Genomic DNA, 17,024 nt, shown 5'->3' with positions numbered 1-17,024 from the left:
GTGACATGGTCTACGGGGTAGCGGCCGAGAAGAAGAGGGAGCAACCGCCTCTCCGTCCCGACAACCCCGAGGATCCATCAGACGTGTCGAAATACCAGAACATCTCCGAGCCCGACGGCGACGGCATCCCGTCCATCGGAGCAGAGAACGATCTTCTGGTCACCGTCTCGGACACCCCCACCGCGAGCATCACGGTCCCGACCTTCGCCACGCGCCGCGAGCTGCGCGAGGCCGAGCGTGCAGCAGCCCGCGCCGCGCAGGGCAGCGCATCCGCGGTCGGATCCGAGGCACGTGCGTCGGTCGCCGCTGAGAGCGTCGTCTCGGCCCCGATCGTGACCGAGCCCGCCGTCGCGGCTCCCTCCGTCACGGCTCCCTCCGTCATGGCGCCGGTCGACGGCGTGCCCGCCCACGACTCGCGCCGCGCCCGTCGCGCCGCCGAGGCCGCCGCCGCGACCTCCGCGCGTCGGCGCCCGGCCCACCCCGGCGCCCCTGCCGCACCCTCCGAGCCCACCGCCCGTCGCTCGGCGGCCGGGCGCCCCGCAGCGGGTGGCGGTGCGACGAGTCGCAGCGGCGCCGTCCGCGGCGCATCGCGCCGGCCGGCTCGCACGACCGCCGGTTCCGCGGTCGCCGCGAGCACCGCCTCCCGGGGGTCGTCGTTCAGGCGCACGTCGCAGCGCGTCACCGTCGTCGGAGCCATGCTCTTCGCCGGTGCGATGCTGGTCGCGACGTCCGTCCCGGCCAACGCGTTCTTCGTCGACACCCCCGAGCTCACGGCCGCCAAGAAGGCGGCGGGTGCGCAGCAGAGCTTCGTCGCCGCCGGGGCCGCCCCCGAGGCGAGCGTCTCGCGTGACGGCTACTCCGTCAGCACCATCGTCGTCAACGAGTACGCGTCGACCAGCTCGAGCACCTTCTCGAACGACGTCGCGGGAACCGTCCAGTGGCCGTTCCAGACCGGTGTGCCGATCAGCAGCGGATTCGGCGCCCGACAGGTCAGCAACTGCAGCTTCTGCTCGACCTTCCACCAGGGTCTCGACTTCATCCCCGGCGCCGGTTCGCCGATCCAGGCCATCGCGGACGGCACGGTCAGCGCGGTCACCGGGCCGTCGGGCGCCTTCGGCAACCACGTCGAGATCGAGCACGTCGTCGACGGCCAGAAGGTGACCTCGACCTACTCGCACATGCAGAGCGGCTCCGTGGCGGTCTCCGTCGGACAGACCGTGACCGTCGGTCAGATCATCGGCGCCGTCGGCAGCACCGGAAACAGCACGGGCGCGCACCTGCACTTCGAGATCCACCTCAACGGCGTCCCCGTCGACCCGTACCCCTGGCTCACCGCCAACACGAACTGACGTCGGAGACGCGCGTGGCCCGAGACGGGCCCCACGAGAAGACCCCCGGGCAGGCGCCCGGGGGTCTCGTCGTCGTCGGGACGGACGTCAGGCGTCGACGTCGCGCAGCCAGACCGCCGCGTTGGGCGGCAGGGCGGGCCCGTCGAGCGTCATGGTCGACAGCAGCACCTCGCCGAGGGGCAGCTCGACGGCGACCTCGCCCAGGTTCGCGAGCACGGTGACCCCGGCGGTGCGGAACGCCACGACGTCTCGCGAGTACTCGTCGAGCCAGCCGATCTCCGCCGTGCCCAGGTCGAGCTCCGATCGCAGACGGAGAGCCAGCCGGTACAGCTCGAGCGTCGAGCCGGTCACGCCCACCTGCTCGTCCCGGGCGTACGTCGACCAGTCCGACGGCTGCGGCAGCCAGGAGGCGCCGGTCGAGTTGAACCCGAAGGCCGGCTCGCCGGAGGCCCAGGGCAGAGGCACACGGCACCCGTCCCGCCCGTAGCGTTCGCCCTTCGTGCGGAACCAGGTGGGATCCTGACGGCTGTCGTCGGGGAGATCGATGGCCTCGGGGAGTCCGAGCTCCTCGCCCTGATAGAGGTAGGCGCTGCCGGGGAGCGCGAGCATGACGGCCGTGGCCGCGCGGGCGCGGGCGAGACCGAGCTCGGGGATCGGGAGGCCGGCGCTGAGGGGGCCGATGCCGTGGCCCTGGGGGTTCTCGGCGGTGAGGGCGAGGCGGCTGGCGTGCCGGACGACGTCGTGGTTGCTCAGCACCCAGGTGCTGGGCGCCCCGACGCTCGAGAACACCTCGAGGGAGGAGTCGACGACCCGACGGATCTCGCTCGCCGACCAGCCCGTCTCGAGGTACGAGAAGTTGAACGCCTGGTGCATCTCGTCGGGACGCACCCAGTCGGCCAGTCGCGACAGCGGTTCGACCCAGGCCTCGGCGACGAGCACGCGGTCGCCTGGGTACTCGTCGAGCACGGTGCGCCAGGTGCGGTAGATCTCGTGGACCCCGTCCTGACCCCAGTAGGGCGGGGGAGCGGACTCGCCCTGGCCGCCGCCCATGCTGCCGGCGTCGGAGGGGGGCGTGTAGTCGGGCAGGCCCTCGGCCTTGATCATGCCGTGGGCGACGTCGACGCGGAACCCGTCGACCCCGCGGTCGAGCCAGAAGCGGAGCACGTCGATGAACTGCTCGCGCACCCAGGGGTCGGTCCAGTCGAGGTCGGGCTGCGACGAGTCGAAGAGGTGGAGGTACCACTGGCCGGGCGAGCCGTCGGCCTCGGTCACCCGAGTCCAGGCCGGGCCTCCGAAGATCGACTCCCAGTTGTTCGGCGGCAGCTCGCCGTCGTCCCCCCGGCCGTCGCGGAAGAGGTAGTGGCCGCGCTCGACCGAGCCGGGCTCCGCCGCCAGCGCCGCCTGGAACCAGGCGTGGTCCGACGAGGTGTGGTTGGGGACGACGTCGACGATGACCCTCAGCCCGAGGTCCGTCGCTCGCGCGCGCAGGGCGTCGAAGTCGTCGAGGCTGCCGAACAGCGGGTCGACGTCGCGGTAGTCGGCGACGTCGTAGCCGGCGTCGCGCTGCGGGGATCGGTAGAACGGCGACAGCCACACGGCGTCGACCCCCAGGTCGGCGAGATCGCCGAGCCGGGAGGTGATGCCGGGCAGATCGCCGATGCCGTCTCCGTCGGAGTCGGCGAACGAGCGGGGGTAGACCTGGTAGATGACGGCAGACCGCCACCACTCGCCGCCCCTCTCCGACGAGGGGCTCGGAGCCTCGTCGATGAGGGTGGTGGCGTCGGTCTCGGAGTCTGCGGGGGCGTCGAGCGTGTCGCCCGTGGGCTCTGATGAGGACATGAGGCCACGATACGGCAGGGCGTCGGGCGGTCATCCGCTAGCGTGCAGTCACGACCCGACTGCGATTGGCCCCCACCGTGACCCCACCGAGCGTCCCCGCGACCGCCGACGATCCGGCCGACGGGCCCGTCTTCCCCCTCGCCCTCGGCACCAACGTCTTCGGCTGGACGGTGGGTGCGCCCACCGCCTTCGAGGTGCTCGACGTCTTCGTCGGCGACGGCGGCCGCATCATCGACACCGCGGACGTCTACTCGGCCTGGCTGCCCGGCAACGTGGGCGGCGAGTCGGAGACGATCATCGGTCGGTGGATCGCCCGCCCGGGCAATCGCGAACGGGTGCTGCTGAGCACGAAGTGCGGTCAGCATCCCGACGCCCCGGGGCTCACCCGCACGAGCATCCGGACCGCCGTGGACGCGTCCCTGCGCCGGCTGCGCACCGACTACATCGACTACTACTTCACTCACTTCGACGACGACGAGACCCCGCTCGACGAGACGGTCGCGGCGCTCAGCGAACTGGTCGACGAGGGCAAGATCCGATACCCCGCCGCGTCGAACTACACGGGCGCGAGACTCCGGCAGGCGCTCGCGATCGCCGATCGCGACGGTCTGCACCGCTTCGCCGCCGTCCAGGCCGCCTACAATCTCGTGCGCCGGACGGACTACGAGAACGACGTCCAGCCGATCGTCGACCACTTCGGTCTCGCCGTCCTGCCGCACTCGTCGCTCGCCAGCGGATTCCTCACCGGCAAGTACCGAGGCGACTCGGGTCGGGGCGACTCCCCACGCGGCAACCGCGCCCTCAGCTACGTGACCCCCAAGAACCTCGGCATCGTCGAGGTGCTCGTCGAGATCGCCGACCGTCAGCGCGTCGTGCCGGGTGCGGTCGCCATCGCCTGGCTGGCGACCCGTCAGAACGTGGTCGGCGCCCTCGCGAGCGCTCGGACGACGATCCAGCTCGAAGGGCTCCTCGAGTCGGCCGGCGTCGAGTTCTCCGAGCACGACCTCGCCGCCCTCGAGGCCGTGTCGGGGCCGCCCGCCTGACCCGCGCCTCCCCGGTCCGGACCGCCGACGTCCTCGCGTCAGAGGATCGTCACGGTCCTCGCGTCGGAGTCCCACCGACGGAGGGCCACGACCCGGCCGCTCTCGGGGGGCCCCGCTGCACCGCCCGGCTCCGGTGCCCTCGTCGAGGCGGCGGCCCGGTCGGCCTCGGCCAGCACCTCGATGGCGCGTGCCAGCTGATCGGGGTCCAGCCGCGAGGCGAGCGTCACGTGGGGCGTCCACCGACCGGGGGTGGTGTGCGCCACCGTCGCCGCGCCTCCTGCGCTCTCGTGCACGTCCCGGTGCAGGGCGAGCAGGGCCGCCGTCGGGATGACGCCGCGGGCGAGGACGAGCCCGCGGGGCGGGCGCCCGAAGACGACGAGTCCGCCCAGTCCGAGCGGCAGGGGCAGGGCGCGGGAGATCCGCCGGAGGCGCGGGTCGGCCCGGTCGTCGAGGTGCTCCGTCACCGACAGGCTCACGTGCGGCGCGTTGGTCTCACCCGCGTGATGGGCGAGGGAGGGCAGCCCCGCGCCGGCGAGGGCGGCCCAGGACTCGCGGACGGCCGCGTCGGTGACGTCGTCGAGGAGCAGTTCGATGCTGTGCACCCGGTCGATTCTGCGCCGTCGAGGGGTGACGCGCCGGGTGCGCGACGGGTGGCAGCAGCACCCTCCGGGCTCTGCTAACATTACCTGGTGCCAATCGGCCGCGAGCAGATCGCGACCCGGTGGTCACGCCCCGATAGCTCAGTGGTAGAGCACTTCCATGGTAAGGAAGGGGTCGTCAGTTCAAACCTGACTCGGGGCTCTGGCTGTCACGGTCCCGTCGCTCATCGATACGGCGGGGTTCACAGCCTGCGGCGGGGTAGCTCAGTTGGTTAGAGCACACGGCTCATAATCGTGGTGTCGCGGGTTCGAGTCCCGCCCTCGCTACCGCAAGGCCCTCTCCGGAGGGCCTTCTGTCGTCTGCGGCCCGGTCCGCCCGATCCGTCCGGTCGCAGCACCGTCCGATCCGATGGCGTCGTGTCAACCCGAGCGGCCACGCCGGTCGTGGCGGCCCTGCGGCGGAATAGCATGACGTATGCCCGCCCCCGCCGATCCCGTCAGCATCCGCAGCATCGGCACCGCCGTTCCCGACACGGTCATCGGCCAGGAGCACATCCGAGACGTGTTCCGCACGCAGCCGGGGCTGAGCCGCCTCGCGACCCGCCTCGTCGGGTCCGTCTTCGACGCGGCCGCGATCGACACCCGCCACACGGTCATCGACGAGCTCGGCGCCGGCGGGTCGGAGGGCGGCGGCCTCGGGTCGGAACCCCTCGAGGCGCCCGTCTTCCTCGACTCCGAGACCGGCCGCATCCTCGATCCGAGCACCGGCACGCGCAACGACGTCTACGTCGAGCGGAGCCCGGCCCTCTTCGAGGCGGCCGCACGTGACGCCCTCGATCACGCCGAGGGGATCACGGCCGCCGACGTCACCCATGTCGTCACCGTCTCGTGCACCGGCTTCTTCGCGCCCGGCCCCGACTACCTCCTCGTCCGCGCGCTCGGGCTGGCCGCCTCGACGCGCCGCCTCCACATCGGCTTCATGGGCTGCTACGGCGCATTCCCCGCGATCCGATCGGCCCGCGACACGTGCCTGGCCGACCCGGACGCCGTGGTGCTCGTGGTCTGCGCCGAGCTCTGCACGCTGCATCTGCGGAGTTCGTCCGACCCCGACGCGATCGTGGCGTCCTCCGTCTTCGCCGACGGCGCGGCGGCCGCGATCATCACGGCTCGGCCCGCGCCCGAGGGCAGCCGGGTGCTCGACGTCGAGGCTCTCGAGACCGTGCTGACGCCGGTCGGCGAGGGCGACATGGCGTGGAGCATCGGCGACAGCGGCTTCGACATGGTCCTCAGCAGCTACGTGCCCCACATCGTCGAGCAGCACGTCGATGAGGCCCTGGCGGCTCTGTGGACCGACGGGCTCAGGGCCGCCGACATCGACCTCTGGGCCGTCCACCCGGGCGGACGGAGCATCGTCGACCGCGTGCAGAACCGCCTCGGCCTCGCCGACCACCAGGTCGCCGCGTCGCGGAAGGTCCTGCGCGAGGCGGGCAACATGTCGAGCGCGACGGTGCTGTTCGTGATGCGCGAGGCCCTGACCGGCGAAGGAGGCGCGTGGTCGTCCACCGCGCCTCCTCGGCCTCAGCGGGTGGTCGCGATGGCCTTCGGGCCGGGACTCACCGTCGAGACGGGATCGTTCCGCAGCCGGATCGCCTCGTGAGCCGAGCGCCCCGTGCGGCGCGGGTCGACCTCGACCGGCGCGACGCCGGTCTGGTCGAGCTGATGGACGATCCCGACTGCGACCTGCGGCTGCTCGAGAGGACGTACGGCGTGTTCCCGCTCGTGAACGCGCTCGTGGGCGGGTGGGGGGCGATCTACCGGGAGCTTCTCCGGCCGATGATGTCCGACGAGCGGCCGCTCCGGCTGCTCGATCTCGGTTCCGGGGGCGGTGACGTCGCACGCGGTCTGATGCGTCGCGCCCGGAAGGACGGTCTCCGTCTCGAGATCGTCGCCGCGGACCCGGACGCTCGCGCGCACGGCTGGGCCTCCGAGCATCCGCTGCCCGGCGTCGAGTACCGGTGCGTGTCGAGCGGGGATCTCGTGACGGCGGGCGAGCGCTTCGACGTCGTCGTCTCGAACCACGTCCTGCACCACCTCGACGACGAGGCGCGCGCATCCGTCCTGGACGACAGCGAGAGACTGGCGGAGCGCCTCGTCGTGCACGTCGACATCCGGCGGGCGCGGACCGCTTACCTCGCGTACTGGATCGGGAGCCTCCCGCTCGCCGGGCGCTCGTTCGTCCGCGTCGACGGCCTGCGCTCGATCCGTCGCAGCTTCCGGCCCGACGAGCTCCGAGCCGTCGTCCCGCCGCGGTGGCGCGTGGTCGCCCGCCGTCCGTTCCGGCTCTGGCTCGTGCACGCACCCGAGCGGGCCAGGGAGGAGGCGGCGTGAGGCGGATGCACGACGTCGCCGTGGTCGGCGGCGGCTCCGTCGGGGTCTTCGCCGCGCTGCTGCTCGCCCGGCAGGGACTCGACGTCGTCGTCTGGGAGCGCCGCGCCGCGCCTCCCGAGCAGTCGCGGGCCATCGGCATCCATCCGCCGTCGCTGCGGGCGTTCGACGCCGTCGACCTCGCCGACGACATCGTCGCGGGGGCCGTGCGGATCACGGACGCGGAGGCTCGCGGATCGGGCCGCACGCTGGGTCGCCTGAGCTTCGCCTGCGTCGACACGCGGTACCCGTTCGTGGCGGCGAGACCGCAGTCCGAGACGGAGCGGCTGCTCCGCGCCCGACTCGCGTCCGTCGCCCCCGACGCTCTGCGTCTCGGCGTCGAGGCCCTGTCGCTCGAGCAGACGGCCGAGCACGTCGTGCTGCGGGGGAGCGGACCGGACGGGCCGGCCGAGGTCGCGGCGCGGTTCGTCCTGGCCGCCGACGGTGCCCGCAGCACCGTGCGGAGACTCGTCGGCATCTCGGCTCCGGTGTCGGAACGAGGCGATCACTACGCGATGGCCGACGTCCGCGACGACACCGGCGACGGCGAGAGGGCCGTCGTGTCGCTCGAGGGCGCCGGGGTGGTCGAGTCGTTCCCCCTCCCGGGCGGCGTCCGGAGATTCGTGGTCGCCACGCCCGTCCCGGCCGACGGAGCCTCGGTCGAGACCGTGGCGCGACTCGTCGCCGAGAGGACCGGACTGGCGCTCGACCCCTCCACCGGGACGATGAGCAGTTCGTTCACCGTGCGGACGCGACTCGCGACGTCGACCGTGGCCGGTCGTGTCGTCCTGATCGGCGATGCGGCTCATCAGATCAGCCCGATCGGCGGTCAGGGCATGAATCTCGGCTGGCTCGACGCCGAGGCCGTCGCGCCGGTCATCGGCAGGGCGCTGCGCCGGGCGGGCGGGCGGCGTCTCGATCCGCAGCTGTTCGCCGGCTACGAGGAGGCGCGGCGACGGTCCGCGCATCGTGCGGCCCGTCAGGCGCAGGTCAACACGGCCCTCGGCCGCCCGTGCGGTCCGGTCGTGCTCGCAGCCCGACGGACCGTGATCCGCCTGGGTCTCGGCCTCCCGACGTCGGGCCTGCTCGCAGCGACGTACGCGATGCGCTTCGTCTGAGCGCACCGCCGGCCGTGACGGGCGCCGTCAGCGCGCGGTCAGGGCTGCTCCACCGACGGCGAGCTGCGCCACCAGGAGCAGCGCCGACGCCATGATCAGCCGGAACAGCAGCCGCGACGACCGGCCCTGCAGCACGGCGGCCGCGCCGATGCCGGCCACGGCGACGACGACCGCGGCTCCGCCGAACGCGAGGGCGAGGTGCGGGCCGTCGATGTCCGCGGGGCTCGATGTGAGCTGACCGACGAGGGCGAGCACGGCGGCCGACGCCAGCGCTCCGAACGCGACGAGACCGGCGCGGAGCCGGCCGAGTCGGTGAGGGAGCCCCACGATGCCCGTCCGAGCGTCGTCCGCCAGATCGGGCAGCACGTTGGTGAAGTGGATCGCCACCCCGAAGACGGCGCCGACGCCTAGCGCCCAGAGGGCCGGAGGGGCCGGGGGCGCGTCGGCGAGGGTCACGACGGCGGGGAGGATCCCGAAGCTTACGACGAACGGCACGACGGAGGCGGCCGTGCCCTTCAACCCCGCGTTGTACGCGAGACCCGAGGCGAGCAGGACGGCATGAGCGATCCCGGTGCCGGGCCCCAGGGCGAAGGGCAGTCCGAACCCGATCAGCGCGCACGCCACGGCCACGATGAGGATCGTGCGTGCAGCGATCACGCCCTGAGCGATCGGCTTGTCGCGGCGACCGACCCGGCGGTCGCGTTCGGCGTCGATCACGTCGTTCGAGAGACCGATCGCCAGTTGACCGGCGAGGACGCCGACGGCGACGACGGCCAGGCGGTCCGCCGGGAGTCCGATGGCGAGGCCGAGCACGACGGTCAGGACGGTGACCGTGAGCGTGGGCCCGGGGTGCGACGACCGCAGCACCGCGGCGACCACCCGCAGAGCGGAGCCGGGCGACGCACGAGTGCTCACGATGCGATCCGGGGATCGGCGATCGGTGTCACGGAGGTCGGAGCTGACGTGCCCGGACCGGTGAGGATCCGGGCACGCACCCCGGTGCCGCAGGGTCGATGGGGCAAGCGGATCAGAACCAGCTCCAGACCGAGAGGGGGCACCTGCGTCGAGTTACCATCCCAGACGTGGGACGAGCATACGTCGCGCCGGTCCGGGTGAGAAGACTCGGGACGCGAACGGTCAGGCTCCGCGCCCCGTCTTCTGCTGGAGGCGGTCGATGTGCTCGCTCGCCTCGGCCTTGGTCATGTCGGCGGGGAGCTCCTCGCCGGCCTCACGAGCGAGGGTGTCGAGGTAGCTCTTCTGCGGGCCGGTGATGGGCTCGTCGCCGGTGACCCACTGCTCCGGGTCCTTCGAGGCGGTGTTCGAGGCGTCGGGGCGCTCGCCGCCGAGCGTCTCGCCGGTGGGGGCGTCGCCGCTCGGGGCCTGGCCGCCGAGGGTCTCGCCACCGGGGGTCGTGCCGTCGGCGGGTGCGGTCTGCTCGGCCTCGGCCGAGGCGGGGTCGACGGGCGTGATGTCGGGATCGATGTTGGAGTCGCTCATGCCGTGACCGTACGCCGTGCCACCGACACCCGTCCCAGCATCGGGGGCGCTCGGTACACTCGTCGACGTGTCTGTGAACCCCGAGTTGTCAGGGCGGGTCCTCCCGCCGGCGCCGCCCTACCTGGTGGGCCGAGAGAAAGTCCGCGAGTTCGCGAGGGCGACCGGCTCCACGAGTCCCCTCTCGCTCGACGTCCAGGCCGCTTGGGCGGCGGGTCACGCGGACGTCGTGGCCCCGCCCACCTTCGCGATCGTCGTCCAGGAGGCGACTCTGGCGCAGCTCCTGGCCGAGCCCGACGCAGGCATCGACTTCTCGCGCGTGGTCCACGGCGAGCAGAGCTTCTCCCTCTCGCGCCCGATCGTCGCCGGCGACGAGCTGACCGCGACCCTCACGGTCACGGGCGTCAAGAACCGCGGCGGCGTCTCCGTGGTGACGGCGTCGTCCGCGATGGTCGACGCCGACGGAGCCCACGTCGTCACCGCGGTGTCGACCCTCGTGGTCCGCTCCGCCGACGGGGACGACGCGTGAGCGCCCTCGAGGTCGGGCAGGTGATCGCGACCACGACCTACGCCCTGAGTCGCGACACCCTCGTCCGTTACGCCGGCGCTTCCGGGGACTTCAACCCCATCCACTACCGCGACGACGTCGCCGCGTCCGTCGGCCTGCCGGGGGTGCTCGCCCACGGCATGCTGACCATGGGCACGGCCGTGCAGCCCGTGGTCGACTGGCTCGAGGGCTCCGGCGACGACTCCGGCGTGCTCGGCTGGGTCAGCTCGTACCAGGTCAAGTTCACGCGCCCGGTCGTCGTCGACCCGGTCGAGGGCGCCGAGATCTCGGTGGTCGCGACGATCGCCGATCTCGACGACGAGGCCCGGACGGCCCGTGTCGACCTGACGGTGACCCACGCGGAGAAGACCGTCCTGGGCAGGGCCCAGGTCGTGGTGACCCTGGCGTGACGACGCTCGCCGAGCTCACCACGATGCAGGTCGGCGGCGAACCCGCCCGGCTCCTCGAGGCGACCACGACCGACGAGCTCCTCCTCGCCGTGCGCGAGGCCTGGTCGCTCGGCGACCCCTGGTTCGTGCTCGGAGGCGGGTCGAACACGGTGGCCTCCGACGAGCCCTTCGACGGCACGGTCGTGCACGTCGCCACGCGGGGCGTCGAGCGCGTCGGGTCCGACGACGACCGGGTGCATCTCCGCGTCGCCGCCGGCGAGCCGTGGGACGATCTCGTGGCCGCGACGGTCGCAGAGGGGCTCTCCGGTCTCGAGGCGCTGAGCGGCATCCCCGGTTCCACCGGCGCCTCGCCGATCCAGAACATCGGCGCCTACGGGCAGGAGGTCGCGACGACCGTGGTCGCCGTCGACTTCCTCGACGAGGACTCCGGCGAGTTCGTCCGCATCCCGGCGGCGAACCTCGGGCTCGGCTACCGCACGAGCGTCTTCAAGAAGGGCCGCCGGGGCGTGGTCACGGCCGTCGAATTCGCGCTCGTCGACGGAGGCGGGGTGAGCGAGCAGGTCGCTTACCCCCAGCTCGCGAAGGCGCTCGGCGTCGACCTCGGCGCCCGGGTCTCGGTCGCCGACGTGCGCTCGAGCGTGCTCGCGCTCCGCGCCGCCAAGGGGATGGTGCTCGACGCGGCGGATCGCGACACGGCCTCGAGCGGATCGTTCTTCACGAACCCGGTCGTCGCGCGCGCCGTCGCGGCCGAGCTGCCGTCGGACGCTCCGCGCTGGCGTCTCGAGCCGGACGCCGAGCCGCGCGTCGTCCCTCTGGGTGAAGAACCGGCCGCGCCGCCGCCCATCCGATCCGGTGCGGTGAAGCTGAGCGCGGCGTGGCTCATCGAGCACTCCGGCATCGAGCGCGGGTTCCGTCTGCCCGGCTCGGGTGCCGCGATCTCGTCCAAGCACACGCTCGCGATCACGAACCGCGGGTCGGCGACGGGCGACGACGTCGTCGAGCTCGCCCGCTTCGTGCAGCAGCGCGTCACCGCCGAGTTCGGGGTCGTGCTGCACCCGGAGCCCGTGCTGCTCGGCCTGTCGCTCTGAGTCGCACGCCCCCGCGCGGGCGCCTTACGACGACGGACCGCTCGGCAGGTAGCCCCGTTCGAGAGCGAGGGTGACGGCCCGGGTCCGATCCGCGACGGCCAGCTTCTCGAAGACGTGCACCAGGTGGGTCTTCACCGTGGCCTCCGCGACGAACAGTCGGCGGGCGATCTCGGGGTTCGAGCAGCCCGCGGCGACGAGAGCGAGCACCTCGGTCTCGCGGGGGCTGAGCGGACTCGCCCGCGGCACCGGCTCCGTCCCCCGCCGGGCCGATCCGGCCAGCCGCACGGCGAGGGACGGCGCCAGGGCGACCTGTCCGGCCACCACGGCGCGCAGACCCGCCAGCAGCTCCGCCTCGGGCGACGCCTTGAGCAGATAGCCGCTCGCGCCCGCCTCGATGGCCGAGAGCAGATGGTCGTCGGTCTCGTACGTCGTCAGCACGACGACGCGCGTCGACGGGCGCGCCGCCAGGACGGCCCCCGTCGCGGCGACGCCGTCGAGCCCCGGCATGCGGAGATCCATGACGACGAGATCGGGTTCCAGAGCGGCGGCCAGCGCTACGGCCTCGAGCCCGTCGCCTGCCTGGCCGACGACGTCGAAGTCGTCGGTGGCGCCCAGCAGAGCGGCGATCCCCTGGCGCACGATCGGATGGTCGTCCGCCACGAGCGTGCGGTGGCGGGTCACGCCGTCACCGCCCCGACGGTCGACCCGGCGTCCGGGCGGAGATCGCCGGTCCCGGCCGGGGTCCGAGGCAGGCGGCAGGTGATCGTCGTGCCCGCCGGGCCGGTCTCGACGTCGAACGAGCCGCCGGCCAGGGCGAGCCGCTCGCGCAGCCCGATCAGCCCGAAGCCGGTCGAGGGGGAGTGCGGGTCGAAGCCGCGGCCGTCGTCGGCGACGGTCAGCACCGCCGCGTCGTCGCGGGTGGTGAGGCCCACCCGGGCCGTCGGCGAGCCGCTGTGCTTGCGGACGTTGGCCAACGCCTCCTGCACGACCCGGATCAGCACCACCTGCAGGTCGCGCGGGAGATCGACCGCCTCGGCCCGCACCGAGACGTCGACGCCGCTCTCGCGGCGGAACCGCTCGGCGACGCGGCCGACGGCGGCGGCGACGTCATGACCCGTCAATCCCGAGGAGGCGGTGGCCGCGACGAGCGTGCGGGCCTCGGTCAGCGCCTCCCGAGCGGCCTCCTCGATGGTGCCGAGCCGCGCCAGCGCACCGTCCACGTCGCCGCCCTCGAGCGTGCCGCGCGTGCTCTGCGCCAGCATGACCACGCCGGTCAGGCTCTGCGCGATCGTGTCGTGGATCTCCCTCGCCAGGCGCTCGCGTTCGGTGCTGCTGCCGATGTCGCGGCTGCGGGCCGCGAGCTCGGCCTGGGCGTCGCGCAGCTCGTCGAGCAGGCGTCCGCGCTCGGCGCCCACCCGGGCGATGGTCGTGATCCAGAGTCCGAGCGCGATGCTGAAGACGAGCGAGAGCGCCTCGCTCGTCACCGCCGTCGCGACCGTGTCGGCCGACCAGCCGAGCCCGATGACGAAGCCGGCCGAGATCGCCAGGCAGAGGGCGATGTTGGCCGCGATCGCGGGGCGCGGGCCTGGCATGAGGGTCCAGAGCACCGGCATGACGAAGGCCTGGAGGGTCGCGAGCTCGGGGGTCGCCGCGACCGCGGCGCCGCCGGCGACGACGAGAGCCCCGGCCGCCACGACGGCCTGCGACGAGAGCCGCCCCTCGTTCCGGCGGATCACGGGTCGGGCGACGGCGGACCAGACGAGCACGAGAGCCCCGACGGCCGCGAGCGACAGCCCCACGCGGGAGCTCGACGACGTCGCCGCGAGAACGCCGAGGACGACGGTGGTCAGGGCGAGACCCGCGTCCCACCACCGCATCGACAGGGCCGTTCCCGACAGCTCGCGCCATTCGGCATCGGATCGGTCGCGGTCGTCGTCCATGGGCGACACGCTAGCGCCGTCGGGGGAGGTGCGCGGCCCGATCCCGACGGCCCTCACCCGTCCTTCCGGATCCACCGGAAGGTCAGCACCGATGCGGCCGCGCCGGCGACGAGCCACACGACGAGCCAGAGGGCCACCCCGGGGAGGTCCCACGAGCCCCCGGCCTCGGCGGCGGCGAACGTGTCGGGCAGGAACACGCTGCGCATCCCCTGCGCGAGCCACTTGAGCGGGAACACCGAGGCCACGGTCTGCAGCCACTCGGGCAGCTGCGTGAAGGGCAGGTAGACACCCGAGATGAACTGCAGCACGAGGGTGATCGGCACGATGACGGCGGTGGCGCTCTTGCCGCTGCGGGGCACCCGCGACAGGGCGATGCCGACGAGGGCCGAGGTCGCGATGCCGAGCAGGTACACCCAGGCGAGCGTCGCCCACGACGACGCCTCCGTCGGCAGCGGCACGCCGAAGAGCAGCCGCGCCACGAGCACGAGCAGGGCGACCTGCAGCAGGCTCGTGACGAGCACTTGGCCGAGCTTGCCGACGAAGTACGACGCCACCGGCAGCGGGGTCCCCGCGAGCCGTTTGAGCGTCCCGTCGCCTCGTTCGAGGGCGATGTCGACGGCGAGGTTCTGCACGCCCGAGAGCAGGATGCCCGCGGCGATCATGCCGGGCAGATAGAAGGCGGCGGCGCCGACCTCGCTGCCGTCGGCGCGTGTGCCGAACGAGCCCGACGCACTGAACGCCGTCGAGAAGATGGCCAGCATGACCACGGGGAACAGGAACGTGAAGAAGACCGTGTCCCCGGCCCGGAAGTACGACCGCACCTCGTACCGGGTGCGACTCGCTCCGAGCGTCAGCGTCCTCACGACGTCACCCCCGCCGAGGAGGCGCGGTGCGCGTCGACCGCGGCCGGCGCCTCCTCGGGGCCGTCGGCGGTCTGCTCGGCCCGCGCGACCAGGTCGAGGTAGACGTCCTCCAGCGACGGCCGGATGACCTCGAGCGAGCGCGGTTCACCTCCGTCGGCGTGGAGTCGCGCGACGAACGCGCCGGGCTCCGGGGTCCGGACGTCATGGCGCCCGTCGTCGTCGAGCCACGTGACCCGCGGTGTGCGCGTCTCCTCGTCGCCGAGCTCGTCGGGTCGGCCCAGGGCGACGAGGCGGCCGCCCGTCACGACGGCGACCCGGTCGCTGAGCTGAGCCGCCTCGTCGAGGTAGTGGGTGGTCAGCACGATGCTCGTGCCGTCCGACGAGAGAGAGCGGATGAGCTGCCAGAACGCGCGACGCGCCTCGGGGTCGAATCCGGTGGTCGGCTCGTCCAGGAACAGCAGCTCGGGGCGGCCGACCACGCCGAGCGCGACGTCGACGCGACGACGCTGGCCACCCGACAGCGAGCGGATCCGGGCGTTCGCCTTGGCCTCGAGGCCGACGGCCACGAGCACCTCGTCGACGTCGCGCGGGCGGGGGTAGAAGCCCGCGAAGTGCGCGATCTGCTCACGGACGGTCGCCGTCCCCTGGTCGCCCGAGGTCTGCAGCACGATGCCGAGGCGGGCCTTCCAGTCGAGACCGCCCCGACGGGGGTCGACGCCGAGCACGGACACCTCGCCGGAGCTCCGGTCGCGGTAGCCCTCGAGGATCTCGATGGTGGTCGACTTGCCGGCCCCGTTGGGGCCGAGGAGCCCGAGGGTCTCGCCGGGTTCGACGTCGAACGAGACGCCTCGCAGAGCAGCTGTCGCCCCGTAGCTCTTCGTGAGGTCGCGCACGCGCACGACGGGTTCTGAGGTCATGTGACCAGGGTGCGCCCCTTCTCGGCCGGGCACCAGGGTCGACCGGTCGAGCGGGCGTCCATCGACCGGTTGACCCTCGTCGCGGCGGCCGCGTGCTAGCCGAAGAGACGCTGGAGGCGCCGGACCCCTTCGAGCAGCTCGTCGTCTCCGAGGGCGTACGACAGACGCAGGTACCCGCTCGGCCCGAAGGCCTCTCCGGGTACGACCGCCACGTCGGCCTGCTCGAGGATGAGATCGGCCAGCTCGAGCGACGTGGTCGGCGTCACGCCGTTCCAGTCGCGGCCGAGCAGACCGGTGACGTCGGGGTAGACGTAGAAGGCGCCCTCGGGCGTCGGGGTGACGACGCCCTCGATGGCGTTCAGCTCGCGGACGATCGTCGCGCGACGGGTGTCGAAGGAGGCGCGCATCGCCTCGACGGCGCTCTGCGAGCCGGTCAGCGCCGCGATGGCGGCCCGCTGCGACACGTTCGAGACGTTCGAGGTCAGGTGGGACTGCAGGTTGGCCGCCCCGGCGATGACGTCGGCCGGGCCGATCATCCAGCCGACCCGCCAGCCGGTCATCGCGTAGGTCTTGGCGACGCCGTTGACCAGGATGGTCTGCTCGGCGAGCTCGGGGACCGCCTGCGTGATGGAGGTGGCGACCACGCCGTCGTAGGTGAGGTTCTGGTAGATCTCGTCGGTGACGACCCAGACGCCGTTCTCGAGGGCCCAGCGGCCGATCGCCTCGACCTCGGCGGGGGAGTGGACGGCGCCGGTGGGGTTGGACGGCGAGCAGAACAGCAGGACCTTCGTCCGCTCGGTGCGGGCCGCCTCGAGCTGATCGACGGTCACCTTGTAGTCCTGGTCGGCGCCGGAGAACACCTCGACGGACACCCCGCCGGCGAGGGCGATCGCCTCGGGATAGGTGGTCCAGTAGGGCGCGGGGAGCAGCACCTCGTCGCCGTCGTCGAGCAGCGCCTGGAACGCCTGGTAGACGGCCTGCTTGCCGCCGTTCGTGACGATCACCTGCGAGGTCGAGACGGTCGTCCCGCTGTCGCGGAGCGTCTTGGCGACGATGGCCTCACGGAGCTCGGGGAGGCCGGCCGCCGCGGAGTACCGGTGGTTGCGCGGGTCGCGAGCCGCGGCCACCGCGGCCTCGACGATGTGATCGGGGGTGGCGAAGTTCGGCTCGCCGGGGCCGTAGCTGATGATCGGACGCCCGGCCGCGACGAGCGACTTGGCCTTCGCATCGACCTTCAGGGTGGCGGACTCGGCGATGGACGCGATGCGGGACGAGAGGCGGCGGGCTGGCGTGGTCACGCCCGTCAGCCTAGCCCGCGGGCCCGGCTTTACACCGGCCCGCGCGGTCGCCTACACTGGTCCAGGCGGTCGATGATCGCCAAGCTTTTGCGCGC

At 72.9% G+C, this 17,024-nt stretch carries 17 protein-coding genes and 2 tRNA genes; 10 read left to right on the top strand and 9 right to left on the bottom strand.

Translation table 11 applies throughout. The features are described 5' to 3' along the window. The first annotated feature begins 83 nt into the window (after nt 1-83). Complete coding sequence (locus ASF89_RS11255; protein WP_055814576.1) at nt 84-1,349, top strand: M23 family metallopeptidase; 1,266 nt, start codon at nt 84-86, stop codon at nt 1,347-1,349. Nucleotides 1,350-1,436: 87 nt separating this feature from the next. Here the strand turns inward: ASF89_RS11255 and ASF89_RS11250 are convergent, their stop codons facing one another. Next, entirely contained in the window at nt 1,437-3,188 is a 1,752-nt protein-coding gene (locus ASF89_RS11250) for an alpha-amylase family glycosyl hydrolase (RefSeq protein WP_082489938.1), read from the bottom strand. 77 nt (nt 3,189-3,265) lie between these two features. Between ASF89_RS11250 and ASF89_RS11245 the strand changes: the two genes are divergently transcribed. Next, a complete protein-coding gene (locus ASF89_RS11245; RefSeq protein ID WP_055814573.1) occupies nt 3,266-4,231 on the top strand; it encodes an aldo/keto reductase in 966 nt (321 codons plus the stop codon). A 38-nt stretch (nt 4,232-4,269) separates the two neighbouring features. Here the strand turns inward: ASF89_RS11245 and ASF89_RS11240 are convergent, their stop codons facing one another. Continuing rightward, nucleotides 4,270-4,833: a 2'-5' RNA ligase family protein gene (locus ASF89_RS11240; protein ID WP_235484079.1), complete on the bottom strand. Its 564-nt coding sequence runs from the start codon at nt 4,831-4,833 to the stop codon at nt 4,270-4,272. A gap of 127 nt (nt 4,834-4,960) precedes the next feature. On the opposite strand from ASF89_RS11240, the gene ASF89_RS11235 reads away from it, so the two are divergent. The 5 genes from ASF89_RS11235 (at nt 4,961) to ASF89_RS11215 (ending at nt 8,372) form a co-directional block, all read left to right on the top strand. Continuing rightward, nucleotides 4,961-5,032 (top strand) — tRNA-Thr (locus ASF89_RS11235). A gap of 51 nt (nt 5,033-5,083) precedes the next feature. Beyond that, nucleotides 5,084-5,157: transfer RNA gene (locus ASF89_RS11230), tRNA-Met, on the top strand. Nucleotides 5,158-5,305: 148 nt separating this feature from the next. After that, the gene (locus ASF89_RS11225) at nt 5,306-6,487 is read left to right on the top strand and encodes a type III polyketide synthase (RefSeq protein ID WP_055814570.1); all 1,182 of its coding nucleotides are present in this window, start codon (nt 5,306-5,308) and stop codon (nt 6,485-6,487) included. Further along, on the top strand, nt 6,484-7,218 hold the full coding sequence (locus ASF89_RS11220) for a methyltransferase domain-containing protein (protein WP_235484077.1): 735 nt from the start codon (nt 6,484-6,486) through the stop codon (nt 7,216-7,218). Before ASF89_RS11225 ends, ASF89_RS11220 begins: the two co-directional genes overlap by 4 nt. Before the next feature lie 5 nt (nt 7,219-7,223). Further along, complete coding sequence (locus ASF89_RS11215) at nt 7,224-8,372, top strand: NAD(P)/FAD-dependent oxidoreductase (RefSeq protein WP_235484107.1); 1,149 nt, start codon at nt 7,224-7,226, stop codon at nt 8,370-8,372. A 27-nt stretch (nt 8,373-8,399) separates the two neighbouring features. On the opposite strand, the gene ASF89_RS11210 is transcribed toward ASF89_RS11215, so the two are convergent. Then, nucleotides 8,400-9,287 (bottom strand): UbiA family prenyltransferase, encoded by an 888-nt coding sequence (locus ASF89_RS11210; protein ID WP_235484076.1) that lies wholly within the window; start codon nt 9,285-9,287, stop codon nt 8,400-8,402. Nucleotides 9,288-9,509: 222 nt separating this feature from the next. Beyond that, nucleotides 9,510-9,842 carry a DUF3072 domain-containing protein gene (locus ASF89_RS16130; protein WP_055798171.1) on the bottom strand — a complete coding sequence of 111 codons (333 nt, stop codon included), beginning with the start codon at nt 9,840-9,842 and terminating at the stop codon, nt 9,510-9,512. Nucleotides 9,843-9,936: 94 nt separating this feature from the next. Between ASF89_RS16130 and ASF89_RS11200 the strand changes: the two genes are divergently transcribed. The 3 genes from ASF89_RS11200 to ASF89_RS11190 are packed head-to-tail and all read left to right on the top strand — an operon-like array spanning nt 9,937 to nt 11,911. Continuing rightward, entirely contained in the window at nt 9,937-10,395 is a 459-nt protein-coding gene (locus ASF89_RS11200; RefSeq protein WP_055814564.1) for a MaoC family dehydratase N-terminal domain-containing protein, read from the top strand. Beyond that, complete coding sequence (locus ASF89_RS11195) at nt 10,392-10,823, top strand: MaoC/PaaZ C-terminal domain-containing protein (RefSeq protein ID WP_055814561.1); 432 nt, start codon at nt 10,392-10,394, stop codon at nt 10,821-10,823. The genes ASF89_RS11200 and ASF89_RS11195 overlap by 4 nt, the downstream gene beginning before the upstream one ends. Further along, on the top strand, nt 10,820-11,911 hold the full coding sequence (locus ASF89_RS11190; protein ID WP_255354986.1) for a UDP-N-acetylmuramate dehydrogenase: 1,092 nt from the start codon (nt 10,820-10,822) through the stop codon (nt 11,909-11,911). Before ASF89_RS11195 ends, ASF89_RS11190 begins: the two co-directional genes overlap by 4 nt. A 24-nt stretch (nt 11,912-11,935) precedes the next feature. Here ASF89_RS11190 and ASF89_RS11185 read toward each other — a convergent pair whose 3' ends face one another. The 5 genes from ASF89_RS11185 to ASF89_RS11165 form a co-directional block, all read right to left on the bottom strand. Next, entirely contained in the window at nt 11,936-12,592 is a 657-nt protein-coding gene (locus ASF89_RS11185) for a response regulator transcription factor (RefSeq protein WP_055795784.1), read from the bottom strand. After that, complete coding sequence (locus tag ASF89_RS11180; protein WP_082489936.1) at nt 12,589-13,851, bottom strand: sensor histidine kinase; 1,263 nt, start codon at nt 13,849-13,851, stop codon at nt 12,589-12,591. Before ASF89_RS11180 ends, ASF89_RS11185 begins: the two co-directional genes overlap by 4 nt. 53 nt (nt 13,852-13,904) lie before the next feature. Continuing rightward, nucleotides 13,905-14,714 carry an ABC transporter permease gene (locus ASF89_RS11175; protein WP_055795785.1) on the bottom strand — a complete coding sequence of 270 codons (810 nt, stop codon included), beginning with the start codon at nt 14,712-14,714 and terminating at the stop codon, nt 13,905-13,907. After that, nucleotides 14,711-15,631 carry an ABC transporter ATP-binding protein gene (locus ASF89_RS11170; RefSeq protein ID WP_055795787.1) on the bottom strand — a complete coding sequence of 307 codons (921 nt, stop codon included), beginning with the start codon at nt 15,629-15,631 and terminating at the stop codon, nt 14,711-14,713. Before ASF89_RS11170 ends, ASF89_RS11175 begins: the two co-directional genes overlap by 4 nt. Nucleotides 15,632-15,726: 95 nt before the next feature. Next, nucleotides 15,727-16,929, bottom strand: a complete 1,203-nt coding sequence (locus ASF89_RS11165; protein WP_055795790.1) for a pyridoxal phosphate-dependent aminotransferase — start codon at nt 16,927-16,929, stop codon at nt 15,727-15,729. Between the last annotated feature and the right edge of the window lie 95 nt (nt 16,930-17,024).

The sequence above is a fragment of the Frigoribacterium sp. Leaf172 genome, from assembly GCF_001424285.1.
GTDB lineage: Bacteria > Actinomycetota > Actinomycetes > Actinomycetales > Microbacteriaceae > Frigoribacterium.
The sequence above is the reverse complement of the archived record's forward strand: the minus strand, read 5'-3'. Positions and strand labels throughout refer to the sequence as shown.